We start from the raw sequence: 20852 nt of genomic DNA on the forward strand, positions 1-20852 counted from the left end.
CGACTAAGCAACCCCCGCTTTGAGGAGGACCCGGTGCCGCGCGCTGATGCCCAACGCAACTACGAGAAGTTGCTGACGGCCGCCGAGACGGCGTTCCGCGACCACGGCGTCGACGCGCCACTGGAACGCATCGCCCGCTCGGCCGGGGTCGCCATCGGGACGCTCTACGGTCACTTTCCGAACCGGCGGGCGCTGCTCGGCGCGCTGCTTCGGGAACGCAACGAGACCCTTTTCGAACTGGGTGATCGGTTGCTGACCTCATCCGCCGCGGACGCGTTGGAGCAGTGGATTCGTGCCGTCACCGAGCATGCTGCGGCGTACCAGGGATTGGCGGCCGAACTCGTCGGCGGGGCTGACGACTCGGCGTCCGAGTTGCATGCGAGCTGCGTACGCATGGTGGAGATCGGGGAAGGGCTGGCCGCTCGGGCCCGGGAGGTGGGGGAGATCCGGGCTGACGTCGGCGGGCAGGACGTGTTCGCCCTGATGAACGCTGCGGCCTGGCTGCGGGAGGCTGGGTCGGCGGCGGAGGCTGACCGGATGCTCGGCTTCGCCCTCGCCGGCATGCGCCCCTAGTGCTGTTTATGGATGGCGCGCCCCGCCGCCGTTAGTGACGCGCGTATCCACACGAGCGCTGCGTTGCGCCGCTCCTGGTGTTGTGCCCGCGTGTCCTTGACTGCGTGCGGGGCCTCTATCTGTGCGCATCCCTGGTGCGCCCTGCCGTGGTTTGGTGGCGTGCGAACCCGCCCGAGCGCTGCGCCCCGCGCCCTGGTGGCGTGCGCCCCGCGCCCTGGTGGCGTGCGCCCCGCGCCCTGACGGCGTGTGCCGGGCGCGGCCGCACCCGGCGCGACCCTCTTGCGGCACGCTGCACCCCGACCGCTACCCCCGGGCGTGTTGATCATGGGGTTTCCGGTCATGACACACCGGCGAGACCACAGTTAACTCCATGATCAACGGGGATAGGGCGGGGGGTGGGGAGGAAGGGGAGGGTCAGACGTTGTGTTTGAGGTAGGCGGGTTCGCGCCAGCCCAGGATCGCCTCGGTCATCCGGGCGGCGTCCACGGCGGCGCGGACGTTGTGCATACGCACGATGCGGGCACCGAGCAGGATGCTGACGACTTCGGCGGCCAGTGACCCTTCCAGCCGGGCGCCCTGGGGTCGGTCCAGCGTCTCCCCGACGAAGTCCTTGTTGGACACGGCGGCCAGCATCGGGTAGCCGACCGCGGCGATCTCGTCGAGCCGCCGGGTCAGTTCCAGGGTGTGCCGGGTGTTCTTGTTCAGGTCGTGCCCGGGGTCGATGATGATCTGCTCCGGGCGTACGCCTCGGGACAGGGCGATGTCGACGCGGTCCCGCAGGAACGCCGCGATGTCCCGGGCGACGTCGGCGTAGGACGGCCGGGGGAAGTGCGTACGCGGTTTGGCCAGGCTGTGCGTGATGATCAGTTGTGCCTGCGGGTTGGCCGCGACCAGGTCGGCCAGTGCCGGATCGTGCAGTCCGGTCGTGTCGTTCACGACGTGCGCGCCGGCGGCCAGGGCGGCGGCGGCGACTTCCACCCGGAACGTGTCGACCGAGATGACCGTGCCGGGGTGCGTACGCGCGGCGGAGAGCACGACCGGCAGCACCCGCTCGGCTTCCTCGGCGGCGGTGACCTCGGGGCCGTCGGGGGAGAACTTCACCCCGCCGATGTCGACCCAGTCGGCACCTTCCAGGATCGCCTGGTCGACCGCCTCGACCGCGCGTTCCAGGGCGAACGTCGCGCCCTTGTCGTAGAACGAGTCGGGAGTGCGGTTCACCACCGCCATGACGGCGACCTGCCGGTCGAAGTCGAAGGTACGCCCGGCGATGACCCGGCGAGGTTCAATGAGCTCCGGCAGAAAGATCGTCACGACAAGCGACGTTACCAGCGCGGAAAGTACTGAAGCCCACCCTGGGGGTGGGCTTCAAGAGAAGAGCGAGAGCGGACGACGAGATTCGAACTCGCGACCCTCACCTTGGCAAGGTGATGCGCTACCAGCTGCGCTACGTCCGCCTGCCGACTCGCGCCGACGTCGCTCACTATACACAGCCGCGCTCAGAAGTAGTCGAGCAGGGTCGGCGCCGGTCCCGCCGTCGCCGCTTGCAAGAACGCGTCCGTCCGAGCGTCTCCGCCGGTCAGCAGGCCGGCTCGGCGCAGCGCGTCGGGCGCGGCGGCACCGGCGTACCAGACGCCGAGGGCACGCGGCCCGACGCGAACCGCCCCGGTGCCGCCGGGCTCCAGCCGCGCCTGGCCGCCGTCGAGGACCAGCCGGTACCGTCCGGCGTTCCACGGGCACTCCGCGTCGACCAGCTCCAGGTCCACGCTGCCACTCACGAACTCCGGCCAGCCCCGCGCCTCGACCGCGCGCGCCGCGTCCACCACCCGCAACATCCACGGCTGTCGCTTCTCGACTTTCGCCAGCGGGCTCGCGAGGAAGAACCACAAGGGATCCGGGTACGCCAGCCGCAAGACCGTCGTCGGCGCGACACTGGACCACCCGCCGAACATCGCCAGCAGGGCGCTGGTCGCTTCCGCGGTCGCGGCGATCACGTCGTACGCGGTGATCCGGCCACGTTCGTCGTAGCCCGAACCACGTTCCCAGCTCGCGTACCCGTCGATCGAACCAGAAGGGCCGACGGCGACCGTGAGCCCGTCGAAGTCCTGGATGAGTTCTTCGGGGGTGGTGTCGAACAGCGGGCCGTAACGGTTCATGAGGCCGGTGCCGGTGCGGGCGACGCGGTCGTAGGCCGCGTAGATGCCGGGGACGTCGGCGACGGTCGCGGGCCGCAGCGTGAGCCCGGAGTCGCGCACGGTCGCCAGCGACGCCGTGGGCAGCGAGTACGACGTGAGCGCGCCGACCTCCTCCCAGCCGAGGCGGCGGTAGGGGAATGGCGTCGTGGGGAAGAGGGTGCTGATCGCAGCTCCGCGCTCGCGGGCTCCGGCGAGCAATCGGGTCAGGACCGCCCGGCTCAGCCCGGTCCGGCGCGCCTCGGCGGCGACGGCCACCCCGGCGACTCCGGAGGTCGGCACGATCTGTCCGCCGAACCATTGTCCCTGGTCACGGTCGACGGCCTTGGCCAGCAGCCGGCCGGAGCGGTCGAACGCGCCCCAGGTGACGCGGCCGGGTTGGTCGGCGAATTGGGTCGGCATGGTCCGGTCGTGATACCCGAAGGCGAGGCTGCCAAGTCGCCAGGCAGCCTCGGCGTCGGTCTCGGTCAGCTCCCGGAGGTCGATTTCGGCATGATCATGAGCCACCCCGTCATTATCCGGCGGCCTTGCCGGTGACGGTGATCGCCCCGACGATCCACCCCGCGAACAGCCCGTACGCAGATCCGGCCGCGGCCAGCTGCAGCGCACTGAGCAGCGATGGATCGGCCAGGATGAACGCGGTGATGAACGCGGCGAGCGCGGCGGCGAAGATCACTGCCGCCCAGCCCAGGATGAAGGCGGACACCCCACTGGCCGTTTTCGCGCCGACCGCCAGGATGACCGCGACGAACAGGATCAGGAGCAGTGCCCGCAGATCGTCCGCGAGCAGCCGCCGCATCGAACCGGCGGATCCGTCGACCGGGCCGAAAGCCCAACGTGGCCAGGTCAGGACCCGCATGAACCAACCGAAAGCCTCGTCGGGCTGGGTGTGTTTGTTCACCCACTCGACGATCGGCTGGCTACCGAACAGCAGGACGAGCAGAGCGGTGCCGATCGTTCCGGCGCCGGCGACGGTTCTCGTGCGTGCCATGTTCACTATGGTAAGGAACCAATGTGACAGATGTCGATACATGATCATGCTACGGAGATCGCCCGAACGAGTTCGGTTTCGTGAGAACCTGCTCGGGTGGAACAAATCTTCCCTGTTCGCGGCCCTGCTGATCTCTCCTCTCTGTACGCACAGCCGCCCGGCGTACGGGTGAACTTCATCGCTTCGGCCGACGGGTCCGCCGTCCTCGACGGGCGCTCCGGCGGGCTGGGCAACGCCAACGATCAAGCGCTGATGGGTGTCCTGCGCAAGGCGTCCGACGTCGTGCTCGTCGGAGCCGGCACCGTACGCACCGAGGGATACGACCTGGTCCAGCCGCGGATGGCGATCGTGACACGACGGCTCGACCTCGACCCCGCCACGTTCGGCGACGCGATCATCGTGACGGTCGCCGCCGCACCCGGCCGCGACCGGTTCCGTGACGTGATCATCGCCGGAGACACCGAGGTCGACGTGCCGACCATGCTCGCCGGGCTGGCCGAACGTGGCCTGACCCGGGTGCTCTGCGAAGGCGGTCCGTCGCTGGTCGGGACGCTGGAGGCGGCCGGCGCGGTGGACGAGCTGTGCCTGACGATCAGCCCGGTCCTGGCCGGCCCCGGCGGTACGCGCATCACCGCCGGACCGCCGTCGCCGCCGCAACGGATGGAGCTGGCACATCTGCTGACCGACGGCGAGCTGCTGTTCACCCGCTACACCCGCGCCGCCCCCTGACGGCGCCCGTCCGGCAGGCCGCTCCCGGGCCGACCGTACGGCCGGCTGCGCCGCCCGCTGACGCCGCCCGCCCCGGCGGGCCCGTTCCCGCGCCGCGCGCTCGCACGGTCGGCTGCGCCGCCGGTTAGCTGCAGATCACGGTTACGCAGGCCAAATCCGGCTGCGGAAGCATGCATAACCGTGATCTGTTCCAGAAGGCGGGACGCCAACGGCGCGAGGCGAAGCGTTGGATCAGGGTCCCGAGCCGAATCCTGAGCCTGGATTCGACCCGGAACCCTGATCCAACGCCCCTTTCGGGGAGGAGTAAGGATCAGAAGCCGCCGGTCCCGTTCGGCGTGCCGACACCGGTCGGTCCGTCCCAGCCCGCACGTGCGGTGCACCACTGCGCCGTCGGGCAGCTGCCGTTGCTGCCGGAGGTGACGTCGTAGAAGTTCGCGCTGCCCGCGTGCTGGTACGGGTAGTTCGGAGTGGTGCCGGCTCCGTTGCCGGCCAGGGCGTACACGCTGGCGATGATCGGGGCGGAGACGCTGGTGCCGCCGAAGATGTACCAGGCGCCGTTGTACATGACCGAGACGCCGGTGTTCGGGTCGGCGACCGCCGCGACGTCTGCTTCGGCCCGCTTCGCGCAGCCGGTGTCGAACGTCGACTGGGCCGACAGCGCTGTGTTGTACGCCGAGCAGCCCGACCCGGCGCCGCTCCACACCGTCTCCGAGCTGCGCGCGCCGCCGCTCATGACGAGGTGGGTGCCGCCGACCGCTGTGACGTACTGCGACGTCGCCGGGTAGGACGCGCCGTAGCCGTTGTCACCGGAGCTGGCCGTGATCGGAACGCCCGGGTGGTTGAAGTAGGACCCGTAGGTCGAGTCGGCCGCGTCGCCGCCGCCCCAGCTGTTGCTGACGACGGTCGCGTGCGTGGCGGCGTAGTTGACCGCCGTGCCGAGGTTGGCGAACGAGTTGCTCTTCGCCTCGACGAGCAGGATCTTGCAGTTCGGGCAGATCGCGGAGGCCATGTCCAGGTCGAGCGAGATCTCCTGGGCCCATCCGGTGTTGCGGTGCGGGTAGCTGGTGCCACCGTTCTGGTCGACCTTCTTGAAGCACCCGTTGGCGGTGGTGCACGCCGCCAGGCCGTACGTCGAGCGGTAGGTGGCCAGATCCGCCTCGGCGGTCGGGTCGTCGTACGCGTCGACGATGGCGATCGTCTGGCTGGCCGAGCCCGAGCCGGTCAGGTTGTACGCGGCCCGCAGGTCGCTCGGCCCGAATCCGGCCGGGACCGCAGCCGCGGTGACGTCGGTACGCACCCAGGCATGGCATGTCGCCGTGCCCGGAGCGGCGGCGGCGCAGACCTTGGCCGACCGGTGGTCGAGGGCGACCGGGGAGGGCGCCGCTTGAGCGGATGGGGAAAGTGCACAGGCGATCGTCGCGGTGAACAGCGTCGCCAGCGCCGTACGCAGAATGCGCATACAGGGCCTCCGTGAGTTGGGGGTATGACGGATTCATATCCGTCGGTGGGAGCCCTGTATAGAGTGATCATCTAGGTCGTCGGTTCGGCCCACACGTTGTCGCGATGGCTGCCCTCCTAACCGTCAGACGGCCCAGCCAGGCGGTCGAATCCGGTGAGGTCAGAGGGTCTGCCGGCCGCGTACGCGACGGCACGGAATCCGCGGCGGCATCGGGATCGACCGTCCTGAAAGGACGAGCTGATGACGGAACTGTCATCTCCGGCGTCCCGACGACCCGCCCAACAGATCAGGGATCCGGGTCGAATCATGCTCCATGATTCGACCCGGATCCCTGATCCAGCGCTAAAAACGGTGGTGCAGCAAGAACCTCAGTCGTCGTCGAGGATGGTGCCGACGGCGACCGAGTTGGTGTAGACCACCGAGGGCAGCCCGGTCACGAACAGCCCGAGCTTCTCGGTGCCCTCCTTGCGCTTGTCCGCCACGACCGGCACGGACACCGTCCACGTCGTCTGGCCGGCGGCCACGACGGCGCAGGTCAGCACCGGGTCGAAGTCGTTCGACGGGGACGCCGTGATCCGGTACGCGACGGCGCACAGCGGCAGCGGCTGCGACAGCGGCCGGCTCAGCTTGACGGTGAACGTCAGCGGCGTACGCGTCTGGCCGGTTCCGGTGCCTTCGGTGACCGTCACGTCGGCGACGGTGAGCTGCGCCCGCGACGCGAACAGCGCCACCTGCGGGTCGTGGTCGCTGACGCCGTGCGCGCCGTCGCCGTCGTAGTCGGCCGGGTAGCCGGCGTTGACGTGCGCGGCCCGCATCTGGATCAGGTCGTCGTAGAGCGGGCCGGTGACCCAGAGGTGGTCCAGCGTCTGCGCCTGGCCTTCGTACTCGTAGGAGTACGCCGACGCCGGTACGTCCGCCGCCAGCACCTCCCACAGGTTGTAGAGCCCGCCGTCGTAGAGCGCCTTGAGCTGGTCCGACGGGGTGTCGGAGTCCGAGGTCGCGATCGGGTCGTCGGGGCGCGGGAAGACGTTCAGGTCGCCGCCGTAGACGACCCGGGCGGCCGGGTCGGTCGCCTGGATGGCCTTGACGATCGCCGCCCCGTACGCGGCCTGCTCGGACCGCTGCCCGACCCGGGCGTCCGGGGTGGACGAGAAGTGGTTGCTGACCGCCCACAGGGTCAGACCCTCAGCAGACCCCGGCCGGGCGGCGACGGTGAACCGGGCCACCTGCGGCGCCCGGGTGTAGACGTTGGAGCCGTCCACCCCGGTCGAGGTGTCCACGTCCGACGGCAGCTGGGCGTTCAGCGCCTTCGGGTTGGACGTGTCCGCGTTGTACGCCAGATCCGGGGCGCGGTACACGACACCCGGAGTGGCGGTGAGCACCGACGCCGGGGCGGCCAGGGACAGCCGGTCGGTCCGGTAGAGGAACGCTGAGGTGATCCCGCGCGCGTCGGCCCCGTCCCGGTCGAAAGCCGTGTCGTACGCAGGTCCGCCGGTTGCGGCAATCGCCAGGGCGAGGTCCTGCAGCGTGTCCGGCTTGCCGTCGGCGTTGTTCGTGTCGCCGCACACCAGCGCGCCATCAGTAACGGTGCAGATGTCCTGGTCCTCGGCCTCCTGCACGAGCAGCAGGTCGGGGGAGTGCAGGTTGGCGGTGATCTGTATGGCCAGCCCGCTCAGGTGCGCCCGGTACTCCGACTCCGACGCGGGGACGTAGTCGAACGGCGGGCTGACCCCGGGGCAGCCGGAGTTGCCGGTGAAGTCGCAGCCGTCGAACGGGTCGTCCCGGTAGTCGTAGAGGTTCTCGACGTTGAAGGTGGCGACCGCGAACTCCTCGTTCCGGTCGGCGGCCCGCGGCGCGGCCAGGCCGGCCGGGTCGGGACCGTCGGTGAACGCGATGGCGTCGGGCTGGATGGAGTACTTCTCGAAGTTGTACATCAGCCCGCCGACCGCGTCGGACTGGACAAGGTCGAAGTCGCTGGCCGGGGGCACCAGCGTGGTGTTGTCGTGGGTGCTGGCCTTCACGCCGAGGCTGCCGACGAGGATCCGGTTGCCGTTGCCGTCGTCGAAGAAGTGCAGCGGGTCGTTGTCCATCGGGTGCGGGTCACGGTAGACCCGGCGCGTGTACGGGTCGGCCCGCGACATCAGCGGATCGTCCCGGTCGATCAGCCAGACCTCGGAGTCCAAGGTGGACCGGAAGACGTCGCGCGCCCCGGTGACGGCGCTCCCCGCGCGTACCCTCATCTGCTCGCTCTCGTGCCGCTCCCAGAAGCGATCCGCGGCGGCCGAGTCGGCGGGGGGCTTGGCGTCGGTGACCGCGACCTGGTCGCGGACGTCGACCCCGGAGACGAGCTTGCTGACCAGCGAGGCCGAGGTGAGCTGGGTCATGAAGAAGTACTCCGAGACCCGCGCGCGGATCACGACCTCGTCGCCCACGACCGGCACGTAGCCGCCGATGAGCGAGGTGAACGAGCCCATGAACACGAAGATGCCGTCCGAGCTGGTCGGATCGCCGTCGGTGTCGGTCTTGCGCGACTGGAGGAAGAAGCCGTTCTGGTCGGCGCCGGCCGAGGTCCGCGCGAGGGTGCGCTGGGTGATCACGCCGCGGATGTCGTAGAGCGTCGAGCTCGTGCCGTTTCCGCTGGCCGGGGCGAAGGGCGAGCGGTCGGTGCGCGGGTTCTCCGCGTCGCCGGTCGAGCCCTGGATCTCGCCCACGGTGTACACCTTGGTCACCGTGACGGTGAACGTGCAGGTCGCGGTGGTCCCGCTCGCGTCGGTGGAGGTCACGGTCACGGCATAAGAGCCCGCGGGCACGTCGCTGGTCACGGTGATCGTGGCGCTGGCGGTCCCGCCGACCTCACCGGCCGCGGTCAGACTGGTACGCGAGACGCTGCCGGCGACCGGCGTGGGGTTCACCGCGACGGCGAGGTCGGTGATCTGGTCGTCGGCGTCCACGGCGGTGACGACGCGTTCCCCGCCCTGGCCCTGGCTGACGGTCAGCGTCCCGCCGCAGGACAGCGCCGCGGGCTGGTCGCCGCTGCCGTCCACGGCGTGCGCGCCGAGCCCGTCGAAGGTGTCCGTGGCGTAGCCGGTCCACTGGGCGGCCGGGTCGAACGCGTCGGTGAGGTCGACGTCCCCGGCGATCACGGTCGCGTTGCGCCGCAGCGTGTTGTCGGCGGTGCTGGTCAGGCCGGTGCCCCACTCGGTGCCGGGGTCGACGCCGGTCTGGCCGATCGAGTCCAGCACGGTCGTGCCCTTGCGCAGCACGATGGCGTCGTCGCCGTTGTAGAGCGACGCCGTGGTGGTCTGATCAGCGACCGCGAGGATCGTCGCCGACGCGGAGGCGGCGGCCAGCACGAACACGTCGCCGTCGGCCACCGTGCCGGTCAGGTTGATCGTCGCGCCGGCGGTGGTCGCGCCGTTGAAGTAGATCTGCACGCTGTACGCCCCGGCGGCCAGGTCGATGGCCGAGCCGGTGCCGTTGAAGAACTCCAGGGCCTTGTTGTTCGAGCTGCCCTCGACGTACTCCGAGATGAACAGGTCGGTGGGGGTCGCCGCCTGAGCCGGGGCCGGGATCATGGCCAGGCTCACGGCCACGGCGAGTCCGGCCGCGGCGCGGCTGATCAGGGCGCGTCTTGTGCGCACGTGGGGTCCTCCAGTGGACGCGGGGGTAACTCCCAGAATTTAAAGGCGTACGGGCCGTGAGTCCAGTGGGGAGCAGTCGACGTATGCCTTTCCAGTAGATGAATCCAAACTCGGAATCGCCTCCTTTCGCCCTGGTCACAATGTGGATGATTCCTTTGAGACATACAACTTTTTAGATATAGACAGCGACTCGCGTGAGGGATTAATCTCCCGCAATCACCTAAGGCGTTCGGACGGTACCGGGTCACCGCCCGGCCGGTTCCGCGCGCCATCCGGAGGAGGAGATAGTCCGTGAACAAGGTCCTCGCACAACTCCGCCGCGGCGTACTGCCGCTGGCCGCGGTCGCCGTCACGGCCGTGGTGACGTTCGCCGGAACCACCAACGCCGCCGCCGCGCCCAGCGGCCAGATCCGGTACGCCGGCAGCCCCACCGCCGTCCCCGGCAGCTACCTGGTCGTCTTCAAGGACGGCTCGGTCTCCACCGCCGCCGTCTCGGCCAACGCCTCCCGGTTGACCGGCCGGTTCGGCGGCTCTTCCGTGCGTACCTGGAACTCGGCCGTGCGCGGCTACGAGTTCGCCGGGTCGGCCACCGCCGCCGCCCGGATCGCGGCCGATCCCGCGGTCGCCTACGTCGAGCAGAACCAGTACTACACCGCCGGCGCCACCCAGACCGGCGCGACCTGGGGCATCGACCGCATCGACCAGCGGGCGCTGCCGTTGAGCACCACCTACACCTACTCGACCACGGCATCCAATGTGCACGCGTACGTGATCGACACCGGCATCCTCACCACCCACTCGCAGTTCGGCGGCCGGGCCAGCAGCGGCTACGACTTCGTCGACAACGACAGCAACGCGACCGACTGCAACGGCCACGGTACGCACGTCGCCGGCACCATCGGCGGCAGCACCTACGGCGTGGCCAAGGGCGTGCTGCTGGTCGGCGTACGCGTGCTCAACTGCTCCGGCAGCGGCACCACCGCGGGCGTCGTCTCTGGCATCAACTGGGTGACGTCCAACGCGATCAAGCCGGCCGTGGCCAACATGAGCCTCGGCGGTGGCGCCAGCACCACGCTGGACAACGCGGTCGCCGCCTCGATCACCTCCGGCGTCACGTACGCCATCGCGGCGGGCAACAACGGCCTCAACGCCTGCAACTACAGCCCGGCCCGGGTCAGCACGGCGATCACGGTCGGCGCGACGAGCAGCACCGACGCCAAGGCCTCCTGGTCCAACTACGGCTCCTGCCTGGACATCTTCGCCCCCGGCGTGAGCATCACCTCGTCGTGGTACTCCAGCACCACCGCCACGAACACGATCAGCGGCACCTCGATGGCCACCCCGCACGTCGCCGGAGCGGCCGCCCTGATCCTGGCCAACAACACGGCGTACACCCCGTCGCAGGTGGCCGCGGCCCTCATCGCCAACGCCACGACCGGCGTCGTGACCAGCGCCGGCACCAACTCCCCGAACCGTCTGCTCTTCGTTTCCTGACCCCACCCCCTCCCCGAGGTTGGGGGGTGCGCGGCTGACATTCCTGGGGTCGCCGCGTATCCGGACCGGGCGCCTCGCTTAGTGCGCGAGCGGGGCGCCCGGTCCCTCGCTGCGCGCCGGGAACGCTCGGCGCGGCCTCAATGATCACGCGCATCGCGGGGCGCGAGCGGCGCGGAGTGGGAGCGAGCGCGGCGCTAGTCGGCGCGAGCGGTGTGGGTGGCTCGGAGCGGAGCGACCGTTCCGGCGTGCCACTCGTCGGGCAGTTCGTGCACCGCGATCCCGCTGGTCCGCAGCCCGTCGGAGTCGGCCTGCCCGGCCTGGTCCAGCGCCGCCGACAGTTGGGAGATCGTCGGGTTGTGCCCGATGAGAAGAATGGTGTGCGACTTGCCGGCCGACGCTTCGGCCGCTGATTCCTTGGCAGCCGCCGCGATCAGGTCGAGTGCCTCGGCGAGTTCACCGTCGTACAGTTCCCGCTCGTACTGCACCTTCGGCGAGCCCGCGCCGCCGAGCGCGATCGCCACGGAGTGCCAGGTCTGCCTCGTCCGCCGGGCTGGTGAGCAGAGCACCAGGTCAGGGACGTGTCCGCTGGCCAGCAGCCAGGCTCCGGCCGCGGCGGCGTCGGCGTGACCTCGATCGGTCAGGGGCCGGTCGGTGTCGGCGATCCCGCTGGGGCGATCGGCCTTGGCATGGCGCAGAAGCACGAGCGTGCGGGCGGTCATGCCGTCAGCTTGCCCCAGCCGAACGGGGTACGCATCCGGAAAACGCCAAAACGACGGCCTTGTCGCGGGAAGATGACCGGTGTGGGGGATCGCACGCTCGCCGTGGTGGTCAAGATCGATCGGATCGAGCCCTGGCTCGACGACGCCTTCTTGGATCTGACCACCCTTTGTGACCTGGGTACGGAGTTGGCGGTGACCGGTAATCGAGCCGGTTACCTGGGTTCTCGGCGGCTGCGTTTTCCGGTCCGCTTCCTCTTTCATCAGGTCAGTGACTGGGAGGTCGACGACCCTGACGGCGTACGGGCGATGCTGGTCGACGACTTGCGCTTCGAGCCCTCCCTCGGGGGCATCGTGCTGACCGGGCCGCTGCCGGGACGGCTTTACGTGCGTACGCCGTGCCGTCAGGTCACCGTGCAGACCTCGGCTTCGCCGCTGCGACCGCCGTCCTGGCGATGCGTGACACCGCGGCACTTCTAGCCCCAGCGATGAACAAAACGGACTAATTTCCGCTGGTCATGTCACCTTCGACCGTTCACCTGTTCACCCTTCGTTCACTCAGCTCGGGGTGAGCGGCTACCTGCCGCGCTTACGTTGACCGCAGTCGGAAATCAAGCGATCCGGCCGGTCCCCGCCACACCTCGGCGGGCGTGCGGCCGGCAACCCCCTCGAAAGGGACAGACGTGAAGCTCAAGCGGCACGGCATCCTCGCCGGTGTCATGCTGACCGCGACGCTCGCGCTTGCGGCGTGTGGCACTGACAACAACTCGGGTACGCCGAGCAACTCTTCTTCTTCGGCCGCCTCTGGCGACTGCGCGACGGGCAAGCTCACCGCCCAGGGTTCCTCCGCGCAGAAGAACGCCATGGAGCAGTGGGTCAAGGACTTCCAGGCCAAGTGCTCCGGCGCGACCGTCGACTACCAGGGCACCAGCTCCGGCGCGGGCGTCACCGCCTTCACCGGTGGCCTGGCCGACTTCGCCGGCAGCGACTCGGCGCTCAAGGACGACGAGCAGCCCAAGGCCGACGCGCGCTGCGCGACCGGCAAGGCGATCCACCTGCCGCTGGTGATCGGCCCGATCGCGATCGTCACCAACGTCCAGGGCGTGAGCGACCTCCAGCTGAGCCCGGCCACCCTGGCGGGCATCTTCGCCGGCAAGATCACCACCTGGAACGCGGCGGAGATCAAGGCGGACAACCCGTCGGCGACTCTGCCGGCCACCAAGATCCTGGCGATCCACCGCAACGAGTCGTCGGGCACCACCGACAACTTCACCAAGTACCTCTCGAAGTCCGCCGCCGACGCGTGGACCTACTCCAACGCCAAGGAGTGGAAGGCCCCGGGCGGCCAGGGCGAGAAGGGCAGCGACGGCGTCAGCGCCGCCGTGAAGAAGACCGACGGCGCCATCGGCTACGTCGAGTGGTCGTTCGCCGAGGCCAACGGCCTGAACAAGGCGAAGATCAAGAACGCCGCCGGTGAGTACACCGCGCTGACCAGCGAGTCGGCCGGTAAGACGATCGCCGGAGCCGAGGTCAAGGGCACCGGCAACGACCTCAAGCTGTCGATCGACTACAACACCAAGGCCGCGGGCGCGTACCCGATCGTCCTGGTGACCTACGAGATCGTCTGCGAGAAGGGCACCGCCGCCGACAAGGTCGCGCTGCTGAAGTCCTTCCTCAAGTACGCCGCCGGCGACGGCCAGACCAAGCTCACCCAGCTGGGCTACGCGGCCCTGCCGACCGAGGTCCAGACCAAGGTCCAGGCCTCGATCGCCGCACTGAGCTGACGCACCATCGCACCGCCGCCCGGCGGGAGGTCTCCTCACACCTCCCGTCGGGCACACCGCGTAGCACCACCGCCCACGAAACGACGTCCTCGTCAGGCGCCACCCGAGAGTGATGAGACGAACGACTATGAACCCTCCAACCCTGGGCTCGAATCGGCAGGATCAGCAGGATCCGAAGCCGGCTTCGACCGAGAAGGCCTCGGTCACGAACCACCGCGTGTCCGGTGGGCGTGACACCGCCGCGGTGAACCTCGGGCGCCGTCGCCGGTTCGGGGGCGGTGAGGGCGTCTTCCGCTCGCTGTCCACCGGTTCCGGCCTCATGGTGCTCGTCATCATCATCGCGATCGCCACCTTCCTGGTCGCCAAGGCGATCCCGGCGATCAAGACGGACACCGTCAACTTCCTCACCGAGAAGACCTGGTATCCCGACAGCACGCCGTCGGTGTTCGGCATCGCCGCACTGGCCTGGGGCACCATCGTGACGGCCGCGATCGCCCTGCTGATCGCCGTGCCCATCGCGCTCGGCATCGCGCTGTGCCTGTCGCACTACGCGCCGCGACGAGTCGCCACTGCACTGGGCTTCCTCATCGACCTGCTCGCCGCCGTGCCCAGCATCGTCTTCGGCCTGTGGGGCCGGGAGTACCTGGTCGGCCCGGTCGGCGAGCTGTCCGCGTGGCTGCACGAGTACCTGGGCTTCCTGCCGTTCTTCGCCAGCGAGGGCCCCTACGGCAAATCGCCGCTGCTCGGCTCGATCGTGCTGGCCATCATGGTGCTGCCGATCGTCACCTCGCTGTCGCGCGAGGTCTTCATGCAGACGCCGAAGATGAACGAAGAGGCGGCGTTGGCCCTGGGTGCGACCAAGTGGGAGATGATCCGCGTCGCGGTGCTGCCCTACGGGCGCCCCGGCATCATCGCCTCGGTCATGCTCGGCCTGGGCCGCGCGCTCGGCGAGACCATCGCCCTGGCGATGACCTTGAGCGCGGCCTTCAACGTGTCGTTCGACATCATCGGCGTCGGCGGCAACTCGATCGCGGCCAACATCGCCAACCGCTTCGGCGAGGCGGGCGAGACCGGCCGGGGCGCGCTGATCGCCTCCGGTCTGGTGCTGTTCGCGATCACCCTCGTCGTCAACATGATCGCCCGCGCGATCATCTACCGCCGTCGTGAGTTCCGGAGCGCGCTATGACCACCCTGTCCGCGCCGGTCACGGGCCTGCGGGCCCGCCGGCTTCCGAAGTGGGCGCCGTGGGCGGTCGCCGCCGGCTCCGTGCTGCTCAGCTATCTCCTCGTGTACGCCGGGGGCCTGCTCGGCGGCGGCATCGTGCTGACCGCCATCGCGTCCGTCGTGCTCTACCTGTTCCTGCTGTGGCTGGCGGCCCGGCAGGTCGAGGGCAGCCGGGCGGCGCGTAACCGCATCGCCAGCTCGCTGATCTACTCGGCGTTCATCCTGGCCCTGCTGCCCCTGCTGTCGGTGGCCTGGACGCTGGTCAGCAAGGGCATCGAGCGGATGGACGGCGACTTCTTCAGCCACTCGATGAACGGCATCACCGCCTTCGACGCCAACGGCGGGGCGTACCACGCGATCATCGGCACCCTGGAGCAGGCCGGCATCGCCACGCTCATCACCGTGCCGCTCGGCGTCGGCGCCGCGATCTACATCGTGGAGTACGGCCGGGGCCGGCTGGCCAACATCATCCGGTTCTTCGTCGACGTCATGACGGGCATCCCGTCCATCGTGGCCGGTCTGTTCATCCTGGCCTTCTGGGTGTACGTGGTGTACCCGCTGTACAGCCCGGACGGCAAGCCCGGCTACTCGGGCTTCGCCGCGTCGCTGGCGCTGAGCGTACTGATGCTGCCGACGATCACCCGCTCCACCGAGGAGATGCTCCGCCTGGTGCCCGACGCCCTGCGCGAAGGCTCGTACGCCCTGGGCATCCCGAAATGGAAGACGATCATGCGGGTCGTCCTGCCGACCGCGCTGCCCGGCATCGTCACCGGCGTCATGCTGGCCGTCGCCCGAGCCTGCGGTGAGACGGCCCCGGTCCTGCTCGTCGCGGGCGGCTTCAACTCGATCAACACGAACCCGGTCATCGGTCAGCAGTCGTCGCTGGCGATCTACATCTGGGACCAGGCCGGCTCGGCGAGCAAGTACGCCCCGGCTCGGGCCTGGGCCGCGGCACTGACGCTGGTTCTGCTCGTGCTCATTCTGACCATCGCGGCGAAGCTGCTGGCCCGCCGTAGCAAGCTCGAGCGCTGAGCGCGCCGACGAGGACTCGAAGGAAAAGGACAATGGCGAAGCGCATCGAAGCGGTCGGGGTGACCGCGTACTACGGACAGTTCAAGGCCATCGAGGACATCACGATGACCATCGAGCCCCGGTCGGTCACCGCCCTCATCGGGCCGTCGGGCTGCGGCAAGTCGACGTTCCTGCGGTCGATCAACCGCATGCACGAGGTGCTGCCGGGCGCCCGGGTCGAGGGCCGGCTGACCATGGACGGTCAGGACATCTACGACCGGGCCGTGGACGTCACCGCGGTACGCCGCTCGATCGGCATGGTCTTCCAGCGCCCCAACCCGTTCCCCACGATGTCGATCTACGACAACGTGGTCGCCGGGCTGCGCCTGAACGGCCTGCGCAAGAAGAACGCCCTCGACGACGCCTGCGAGAAGGCGCTCAAGCACGCCAACCTGTGGGACGAGGTCAAGAACCGGCTCAACAAGCCGGGCGCCGGCCTGTCCGGCGGTCAGCAGCAGCGGCTCTGCATCGCCCGCACGATCGCCGTCGAGCCGCAGGTCGTCCTGATGGACGAGCCTTGCTCGGCGCTCGACCCGATCTCCACCGGCGCGATCGAGGACCTCATCTTCGAGCTGAAGAACGACTACACGATCATCATCGTGACCCACAACATGCAGCAGGCCGCCCGAGTCAGCGACCGCACCGCGTTCTTCTCGATCTCGCAGACCGGTGACCCGGGCCGCCTCATCGAGTACGACGTGACCTCCAAGATCTTCACGAACCCGGGAGAGAAGCGGACCGAGGACTACATCACCGGTCGCTTCGGGTGACCTGTGGTCGTGCTGCTGGTCGCTGATCCCGATCCGGAGGTGGCGTCCCGGGTCGCAGACGAGCTAGGTGATCACGCCATTCGCGCGATCACCTGCTCGGACGGGGCTGAGGCCCTGCTCATCGCCGGTGCCGAGCACCCGGACGCGGTCCTCGCCGCGACCGCGTTGCCCACCATCGGCGGCGCCGCCTTCGTGCGTACGCTCGCGTCGCGGACGGGCATCCCGGTGGTGCTCGGCGTGTCCGACGGCGACGGCCCGGCCGCGGCCGAAGCCCTCGCGGCCGGCGCCGCCGCCTGCGTCGCCCGGCCCTACCGCATCGGCGAACTGCTGCCGATGCTGCTCGCCTTGCGGGCGATGCCCGCCGAAGGGCCGCTGCTGCAAGTCGGGGAACTGCAACTCGATCCCGGCAGCCTCACCGTGCAGCTACGCGGCCAGCCGGTCCGCATCCCGATGCGGGAGCTGCGGCTGCTGCAACTGCTGATGTCCAATGCCGACAAGGTGGTGACACGCGAACAGATCCACGACGCGGTGTGGGGCGGAGTCCAGAACTCCAATACCGTCACCGTGCACGTGCAGCGGTTGCGCCAGCGGCTCGGCGACGATCAGCACGACCCGAAGCTGATCCTGACCATCCGCGGCGTCGGCTACCGGCTGGTGCCACCCGCCTGAGGCGGGCTTCGTGCTTCGCCTGGCGGTGCGATGGCCGACGGCTACGGACGCAGGACCGCCTGCGGCTGCCCGGCGACCGCGGGCCGGGTAGCCGACGCGGCGGCCACCGCCATCGTCAGCGGATCCTGGACCGGCCGGCCGAGCAGGTCGGCCAGGTCCGGGCCGGGCTCGGCCAGGAAGCCGTGGCGTACGCCGGACGCGATCGACGCGATCATCGGCGGCTGGAACGGCAGCAGCTCCGGCAGCCCGAGTAGCCGACGGCGCAGCTCGCCCAGGCCGATCGCCCGATGCGGCACCCCGAGCCGGTCCGCCACCTGCGCGGCCGTGATGGGCGTACCGACGAGGTCGTAGGTGCGCCCGGCGTGGCGAGCCGGATCGGCGGCGACGATCGCGGCCGCCTCCGCCAGATCCGCCCGGGTGACCGCCGCCAGCGCCCCGTCCGCGTACGCCGACTCCACCCCGTCGCCGGCCCACATCAGCAGCGCACCGAACAGTTCGGCGTACAGCCCGTTGCGCAGGATCGTCCACGGTACGCCGCTCGCCTGCACGAGCCGCTCGGTCGCCCGATGGGCCAAGGCGAAGGCGAGGTGGTCCCCGGCGCTGGTCAGGCTGGTGTAGACCAGGTGCCGCACACCGTCCCGGGCCGCCGCCGCCACGACGTTCGCATGCCGCTCGACGACCTCGTCGTCCTCGGCGTACCCGGCCGAGACCAGCACCAGCGTCGCCACCCCGGTCAGCTCCAGTGTGGAGCGATCAGCGAAGTCGACGCGGCGCATCCCAGCACCCGGCGTACGGCTGCCGCCCGTCGCCGCGACGCCACGGGCGTGCAACGCTGCAAGGGTGGCCCGGCCGAGATTCCCGCTCGCCCCGGTCACCAAGATCGTGTCAGTCATGTCTCGATCCTGAGATGCCCGCACAGCGGCGACAAGGAGGCAGTTTGATGTCAGTGACGCACACCGCGGTAACCACCCTGGTGGCCGACCTGGAACCCTGCGGGCACGAGGACCACCCGGACTGCGGCATCCGCGACGTGCTGGCGCGCCTCGGCGACAAGTGGTCGGTGCTGGTGATCGTCGAACTCGCCAGCGGGCCGCGGCGCTTTCGGGAACTGCAGCGCGCGATCCACGGCATCTCCCAGCGCATGCTCACCCTGTCGGTACGCCGATTGGAGCGCGACGGCCTGGTGGTGCGCACGGTCTATCCGACGGTCCCCGCGCAGGTCGACTACCGGTTGACCGAGCTCGGCGCGAGCCTGACCCACCTGGTCCGGCAGCTCACCGACTGGTCGGCGGCGCACAAGGAGGTCATCGCCGAAGCCCGCGACGCCTACGACCTCGCCCACCCCGGCAACGAGATCAGCGGTTAGGCATTTCCCCGGCCAGGAACCGGCTCAACTCCTTGCCCCGCTTGACGACGAGGTCGTAGGGGTCGTCCTCGGGCAGCTCGGTCAGCACGCGCAGATCCCGGTCCGAGCCCGTGACCAGGAAGTTGCCGCGCAGCTGCTCGGCGAAGACGTCTTCCTCCGCGGCGACCACCGTGTCACCGAACGCGTCGCGGACGGCCTGGATCAGGCCGCGCAGGAAGATCAGCGGCCGGCCGTCGATCACGTTTGCCAGATACAGCCCGCCAGGTGCCAGCGCGGCCGCCGCCAGCTTCACGAACTGGGCGTTCGTCACGTGCCGGGGGACCGCCGACCCGGTGAAGACGTCCGCGATGATCAGGTCGTACTCCTGCGGCGCAGCGGCGGCCAGCGCGTCCTTGGCGTCGCCGATGGTGACGGTTATCCCGGAGTCGGGGTGCAGCGGCAGCTTCTCGGCGACCAGGTCGGCCAGCAGCGGATCGATCTCGACGACGGTCTGTTCGCTGCCCGGCCGCAGTAGCGACAGGCAGCGCGGCAGGCTCAGCCCGCCGCCGCCCAGATGCAGTACGCGCAACGGCCCGGCGGGCAGCGTCAGCTCGACCATCTTGAGCGATCGGCGGACGTAGTCGAACGCGATCATCACCGGGTCGGCGAGGTTCACGTGCGACTGCGGCATGCCGTTGACGACCAGCGTCCAGGCGTCCGGCTCGTCGGGGTCCTCGACGAGTTCGACGACCCCGGTCTCGATGACGTAGACATCCCCCACGCCGCCAGCTTAGGCCGAACAGCTCAACGTTCCGTCGAGCCGACCCGCACACAACCATCTGTCGGCACGCGTTTGGGGGTTGCCGCTACTATTCGCAAGGCACCTACTGAATTCGGGGGTCACCGGTGACCGAGACGCCGCCCGCCACGCAGATGTTGCTGCGCCGCATCAACGCCCAGCGTGTGCTCGATCTGCTGCGCACCTCCGGGCAGCCCAGCCGCGTGGCCGAACTGGCGCAAGCCGCGAAGCTGTCCCGGCCGACCGTCGACGCCGTGGTGGACGACCTGCTCGCGCTCGGTCTGGTCGATCCGCACGAGGACGCGCCGACGGCGGGCAGCAGCCGGGCGCGGGGACGACCGGCCCGCCGCTACGGACTGCGTACGCGAGCCGCCGTGGTCGTCGGGGTCGACATCGGCAGCCAGCGGGTCCGGGCCGTCGCGGCCGACCTGCGGGGCGAGACGGTCGGCGAGGTCGAGGCAGTCGTCGACCCGGCCGCCGGACGCGACGGCCGGCTCACCGCGTTGACGCGGGTCATCCGGCAGGCCGCCGGAGGCGAGCGGCTCGGCGCGGTCGCGGTCGGCGTACCGGGTGTGGTGGCCGACGGTGACGAGGTGCGCGAGTCGGCGGTGCTGCCCAGCCTGTCCGGGGCCCGCCTCGGCGGTTCGCTGAGCCGGGTGCTGGGCTGCCCGGTGACCGTCGACAACGACGCCAACCTCGCCGCGCTCGGGGAACGCTGGCTCGGGGTGGCCAGCGACGCCCGCGACATGGTCTTCGTGCTGTCCGGTGAACGGCTCGGCGCGGGCATCATCCTCGGCGGCGAACTGGTGCGCGGGTACGACGGCAGCGCGGGGGAGATGGGCTTCCTCAGCCTGCTCACGGTGGATCACGCGGCCGAGGGCATCGGCGCGCTGATGCGCCGGGCCCAGCGCGAGATGTATCCGGCCCGGCCGCCCCGCGAACCCGAGGACATCCTGCGGGCGGCGGTCGCGGGCGAGGCCGATGCGGTTCGCATCCGCGACTACGCGATCGACCGGGCCGCCCGCGCGATCGCGGCGGTGTCGATGCTGCTCGCCCCGGAACTGGTGGTCATCGGCGGCGGGGTGGCCGACGCCGGGCACGATCTGATCGACCCGCTGGCCGATCGGCTCGGCTGGCTGACCGCGCAGCCGCCCCGGCTGGCGGTTTCCGCGCTCGGCGGCCGTGCGGTGGTGGCCGGCGCCCTTCGGCTGGCCCTCGACGTGCTGGAGCCGACGCTGCTCGCCGACCTCGGCGGCTGACCAGCGCACACCGGCCGGCGCCGACCTCGGCGCGGGTGCCGTATGCCCCGATCCGGCCCGGCTGACCATGATCGGCTGGCCGAACGGGGGATCTTGACAGGAAGTGGCGTCCCTCTCTACCGTTCGATTTTGTAAAGGG

At 69.9% G+C, this 20852-nt stretch carries 19 protein-coding genes and 1 tRNA gene; 11 read left to right on the plus strand and 9 right to left on the minus strand.

Going from position 1 to position 20852, the window contains the following annotated elements; all coding sequences use genetic code 11:
* Positions 1-33: 33 nt before the first annotated feature.
* Positions 34-573 (plus strand): helix-turn-helix domain-containing protein, encoded by a 540-nt coding sequence (locus tag AB0M47_RS09270; RefSeq protein WP_363410945.1) that lies wholly within the window; start codon positions 34-36, stop codon positions 571-573.
* Positions 574-987: 414 nt separating this feature from the next.
* Here AB0M47_RS09270 and folP read toward each other — a convergent pair whose 3' ends face one another.
* From folP to AB0M47_RS09290, 4 genes are all read right to left on the minus strand, one after another.
* Positions 988-1884 carry a dihydropteroate synthase gene (gene folP, locus AB0M47_RS09275; protein WP_253755375.1) on the minus strand — a complete coding sequence of 299 codons (897 nt, stop codon included), beginning with the start codon at positions 1882-1884 and terminating at the stop codon, positions 988-990.
* A 70-nt stretch (positions 1885-1954) separates the two neighbouring features.
* A tRNA-Gly gene (locus AB0M47_RS09280) sits at positions 1955-2027 on the minus strand.
* A gap of 42 nt (positions 2028-2069) precedes the next feature.
* Positions 2070-3269, minus strand: coding sequence for a GNAT family N-acetyltransferase (locus tag AB0M47_RS09285; RefSeq protein WP_363410949.1), 1200 nt, complete (start codon positions 3267-3269; stop codon positions 2070-2072).
* A 7-nt stretch (positions 3270-3276) separates the two neighbouring features.
* Entirely contained in the window at positions 3277-3753 is a 477-nt protein-coding gene (locus AB0M47_RS09290; RefSeq protein ID WP_363410952.1) for a hypothetical protein, read from the minus strand.
* Positions 3754-3921: 168 nt separating this feature from the next.
* Between AB0M47_RS09290 and AB0M47_RS09295 the strand changes: the two genes are divergently transcribed.
* Positions 3922-4482, plus strand: coding sequence for a dihydrofolate reductase family protein (locus AB0M47_RS09295; RefSeq protein WP_363410955.1), 561 nt, complete (start codon positions 3922-3924; stop codon positions 4480-4482).
* Between the two features lie 310 nt (positions 4483-4792).
* Here AB0M47_RS09295 and AB0M47_RS09300 read toward each other — a convergent pair whose 3' ends face one another.
* Together AB0M47_RS09300 and AB0M47_RS09305 are read right to left on the minus strand one after the other, a co-directional pair.
* Positions 4793-5941 carry a S53 family peptidase gene (locus AB0M47_RS09300; protein ID WP_363410958.1) on the minus strand — a complete coding sequence of 383 codons (1149 nt, stop codon included), beginning with the start codon at positions 5939-5941 and terminating at the stop codon, positions 4793-4795.
* A gap of 368 nt (positions 5942-6309) precedes the next feature.
* A complete protein-coding gene (locus tag AB0M47_RS09305) occupies positions 6310-9534 on the minus strand; it encodes a lamin tail domain-containing protein (RefSeq protein ID WP_363411068.1) in 3225 nt (1074 codons plus the stop codon).
* Between the two features lie 339 nt (positions 9535-9873).
* On the opposite strand from AB0M47_RS09305, the gene AB0M47_RS09310 reads away from it, so the two are divergent.
* Positions 9874-11076, plus strand: a complete 1203-nt coding sequence (locus AB0M47_RS09310) for a S8 family peptidase (protein ID WP_363410961.1) — start codon at positions 9874-9876, stop codon at positions 11074-11076.
* Positions 11077-11270: 194 nt separating this feature from the next.
* Here the strand turns inward: AB0M47_RS09310 and AB0M47_RS09315 are convergent, their stop codons facing one another.
* On the minus strand, positions 11271-11795 hold the full coding sequence (locus AB0M47_RS09315; RefSeq protein WP_253755367.1) for a histidine phosphatase family protein: 525 nt from the start codon (positions 11793-11795) through the stop codon (positions 11271-11273).
* 81 nt (positions 11796-11876) lie between these two features.
* On the opposite strand from AB0M47_RS09315, the gene AB0M47_RS09320 reads away from it, so the two are divergent.
* From AB0M47_RS09320 to AB0M47_RS09345, 6 genes are all read left to right on the plus strand, one after another.
* Complete coding sequence (locus tag AB0M47_RS09320; RefSeq protein ID WP_363410964.1) at positions 11877-12272, plus strand: hypothetical protein; 396 nt, start codon at positions 11877-11879, stop codon at positions 12270-12272.
* A gap of 203 nt (positions 12273-12475) precedes the next feature.
* Complete coding sequence (gene pstS / locus AB0M47_RS09325; RefSeq protein ID WP_253755363.1) at positions 12476-13576, plus strand: phosphate ABC transporter substrate-binding protein PstS; 1101 nt, start codon at positions 12476-12478, stop codon at positions 13574-13576.
* A gap of 127 nt (positions 13577-13703) precedes the next feature.
* On the plus strand, positions 13704-14762 hold the full coding sequence (gene pstC, locus AB0M47_RS09330) for a phosphate ABC transporter permease subunit PstC (RefSeq protein WP_363410967.1): 1059 nt from the start codon (positions 13704-13706) through the stop codon (positions 14760-14762).
* Positions 14759-15832, plus strand: coding sequence for a phosphate ABC transporter permease PstA (gene pstA, locus AB0M47_RS09335; protein WP_363410970.1), 1074 nt, complete (start codon positions 14759-14761; stop codon positions 15830-15832). Before pstC ends, pstA begins: the two co-directional genes overlap by 4 nt.
* A 32-nt stretch (positions 15833-15864) precedes the next feature.
* Positions 15865-16641 carry a phosphate ABC transporter ATP-binding protein PstB gene (gene pstB / locus AB0M47_RS09340; protein WP_360005385.1) on the plus strand — a complete coding sequence of 259 codons (777 nt, stop codon included), beginning with the start codon at positions 15865-15867 and terminating at the stop codon, positions 16639-16641.
* Between the two features lie 9 nt (positions 16642-16650).
* Positions 16651-17310 carry a response regulator transcription factor gene (locus tag AB0M47_RS09345; protein WP_253755357.1) on the plus strand — a complete coding sequence of 220 codons (660 nt, stop codon included), beginning with the start codon at positions 16651-16653 and terminating at the stop codon, positions 17308-17310.
* 41 nt (positions 17311-17351) lie between these two features.
* Here AB0M47_RS09345 and AB0M47_RS09350 read toward each other — a convergent pair whose 3' ends face one another.
* A complete protein-coding gene (locus tag AB0M47_RS09350; RefSeq protein WP_363410974.1) occupies positions 17352-18203 on the minus strand; it encodes an NAD(P)H-binding protein in 852 nt (283 codons plus the stop codon).
* 47 nt (positions 18204-18250) lie between these two features.
* Between AB0M47_RS09350 and AB0M47_RS09355 the strand changes: the two genes are divergently transcribed.
* The gene (locus tag AB0M47_RS09355; RefSeq protein ID WP_363410977.1) at positions 18251-18676 is read left to right on the plus strand and encodes a helix-turn-helix domain-containing protein; all 426 of its coding nucleotides are present in this window, start codon (positions 18251-18253) and stop codon (positions 18674-18676) included.
* On the opposite strand, the gene AB0M47_RS09360 is transcribed toward AB0M47_RS09355, so the two are convergent.
* A complete protein-coding gene (locus tag AB0M47_RS09360; protein ID WP_363410980.1) occupies positions 18666-19436 on the minus strand; it encodes a fused MFS/spermidine synthase in 771 nt (256 codons plus the stop codon). The genes AB0M47_RS09355 and AB0M47_RS09360 overlap by 11 nt on opposite strands.
* 125 nt (positions 19437-19561) lie before the next feature.
* Between AB0M47_RS09360 and AB0M47_RS09365 the strand changes: the two genes are divergently transcribed.
* Positions 19562-20713, plus strand: a complete 1152-nt coding sequence (locus AB0M47_RS09365) for an ROK family protein (protein WP_363410983.1) — start codon at positions 19562-19564, stop codon at positions 20711-20713.
* The last annotated feature ends 139 nt before the right edge of the window (positions 20714-20852 follow it).

Origin of the sequence: Hamadaea sp. NPDC051192 (genome assembly GCF_040682475.1) — a bacterium.
Lineage (GTDB): Bacteria > Actinomycetota > Actinomycetes > Mycobacteriales > Micromonosporaceae > Hamadaea > Hamadaea flava.

Coding starts and splice junctions, on each gene's coding strand:
- AB0M47_RS09315 (WP_253755367.1), bottom strand. CDS start 11,795: ATGACCGCCCGCACGCTCGTGCTTCTGCGCCATGCCAAGGCCGATCGC.
- AB0M47_RS09350 (WP_363410974.1), bottom strand. CDS start 18,203: ATGACTGACACGATCTTGGTGACCGGGGCGAGCGGGAATCTCGGCCGG.
- AB0M47_RS09355 (WP_363410977.1), top strand. CDS start 18,251: ATGTCAGTGACGCACACCGCGGTAACCACCCTGGTGGCCGACCTGGAA.
- AB0M47_RS09300 (WP_363410958.1), bottom strand. CDS start 5,941: ATGCGCATTCTGCGTACGGCGCTGGCGACGCTGTTCACCGCGACGATC.
- pstA (WP_363410970.1), top strand. CDS start 14,759: ATGACCACCCTGTCCGCGCCGGTCACGGGCCTGCGGGCCCGCCGGCTT.
- pstC (WP_363410967.1), top strand. CDS start 13,704: ATGAACCCTCCAACCCTGGGCTCGAATCGGCAGGATCAGCAGGATCCG.
- pstB (WP_360005385.1), top strand. CDS start 15,865: ATGGCGAAGCGCATCGAAGCGGTCGGGGTGACCGCGTACTACGGACAG.
- AB0M47_RS09290 (WP_363410952.1), bottom strand. CDS start 3,753: ATGGCACGCACGAGAACCGTCGCCGGCGCCGGAACGATCGGCACCGCT.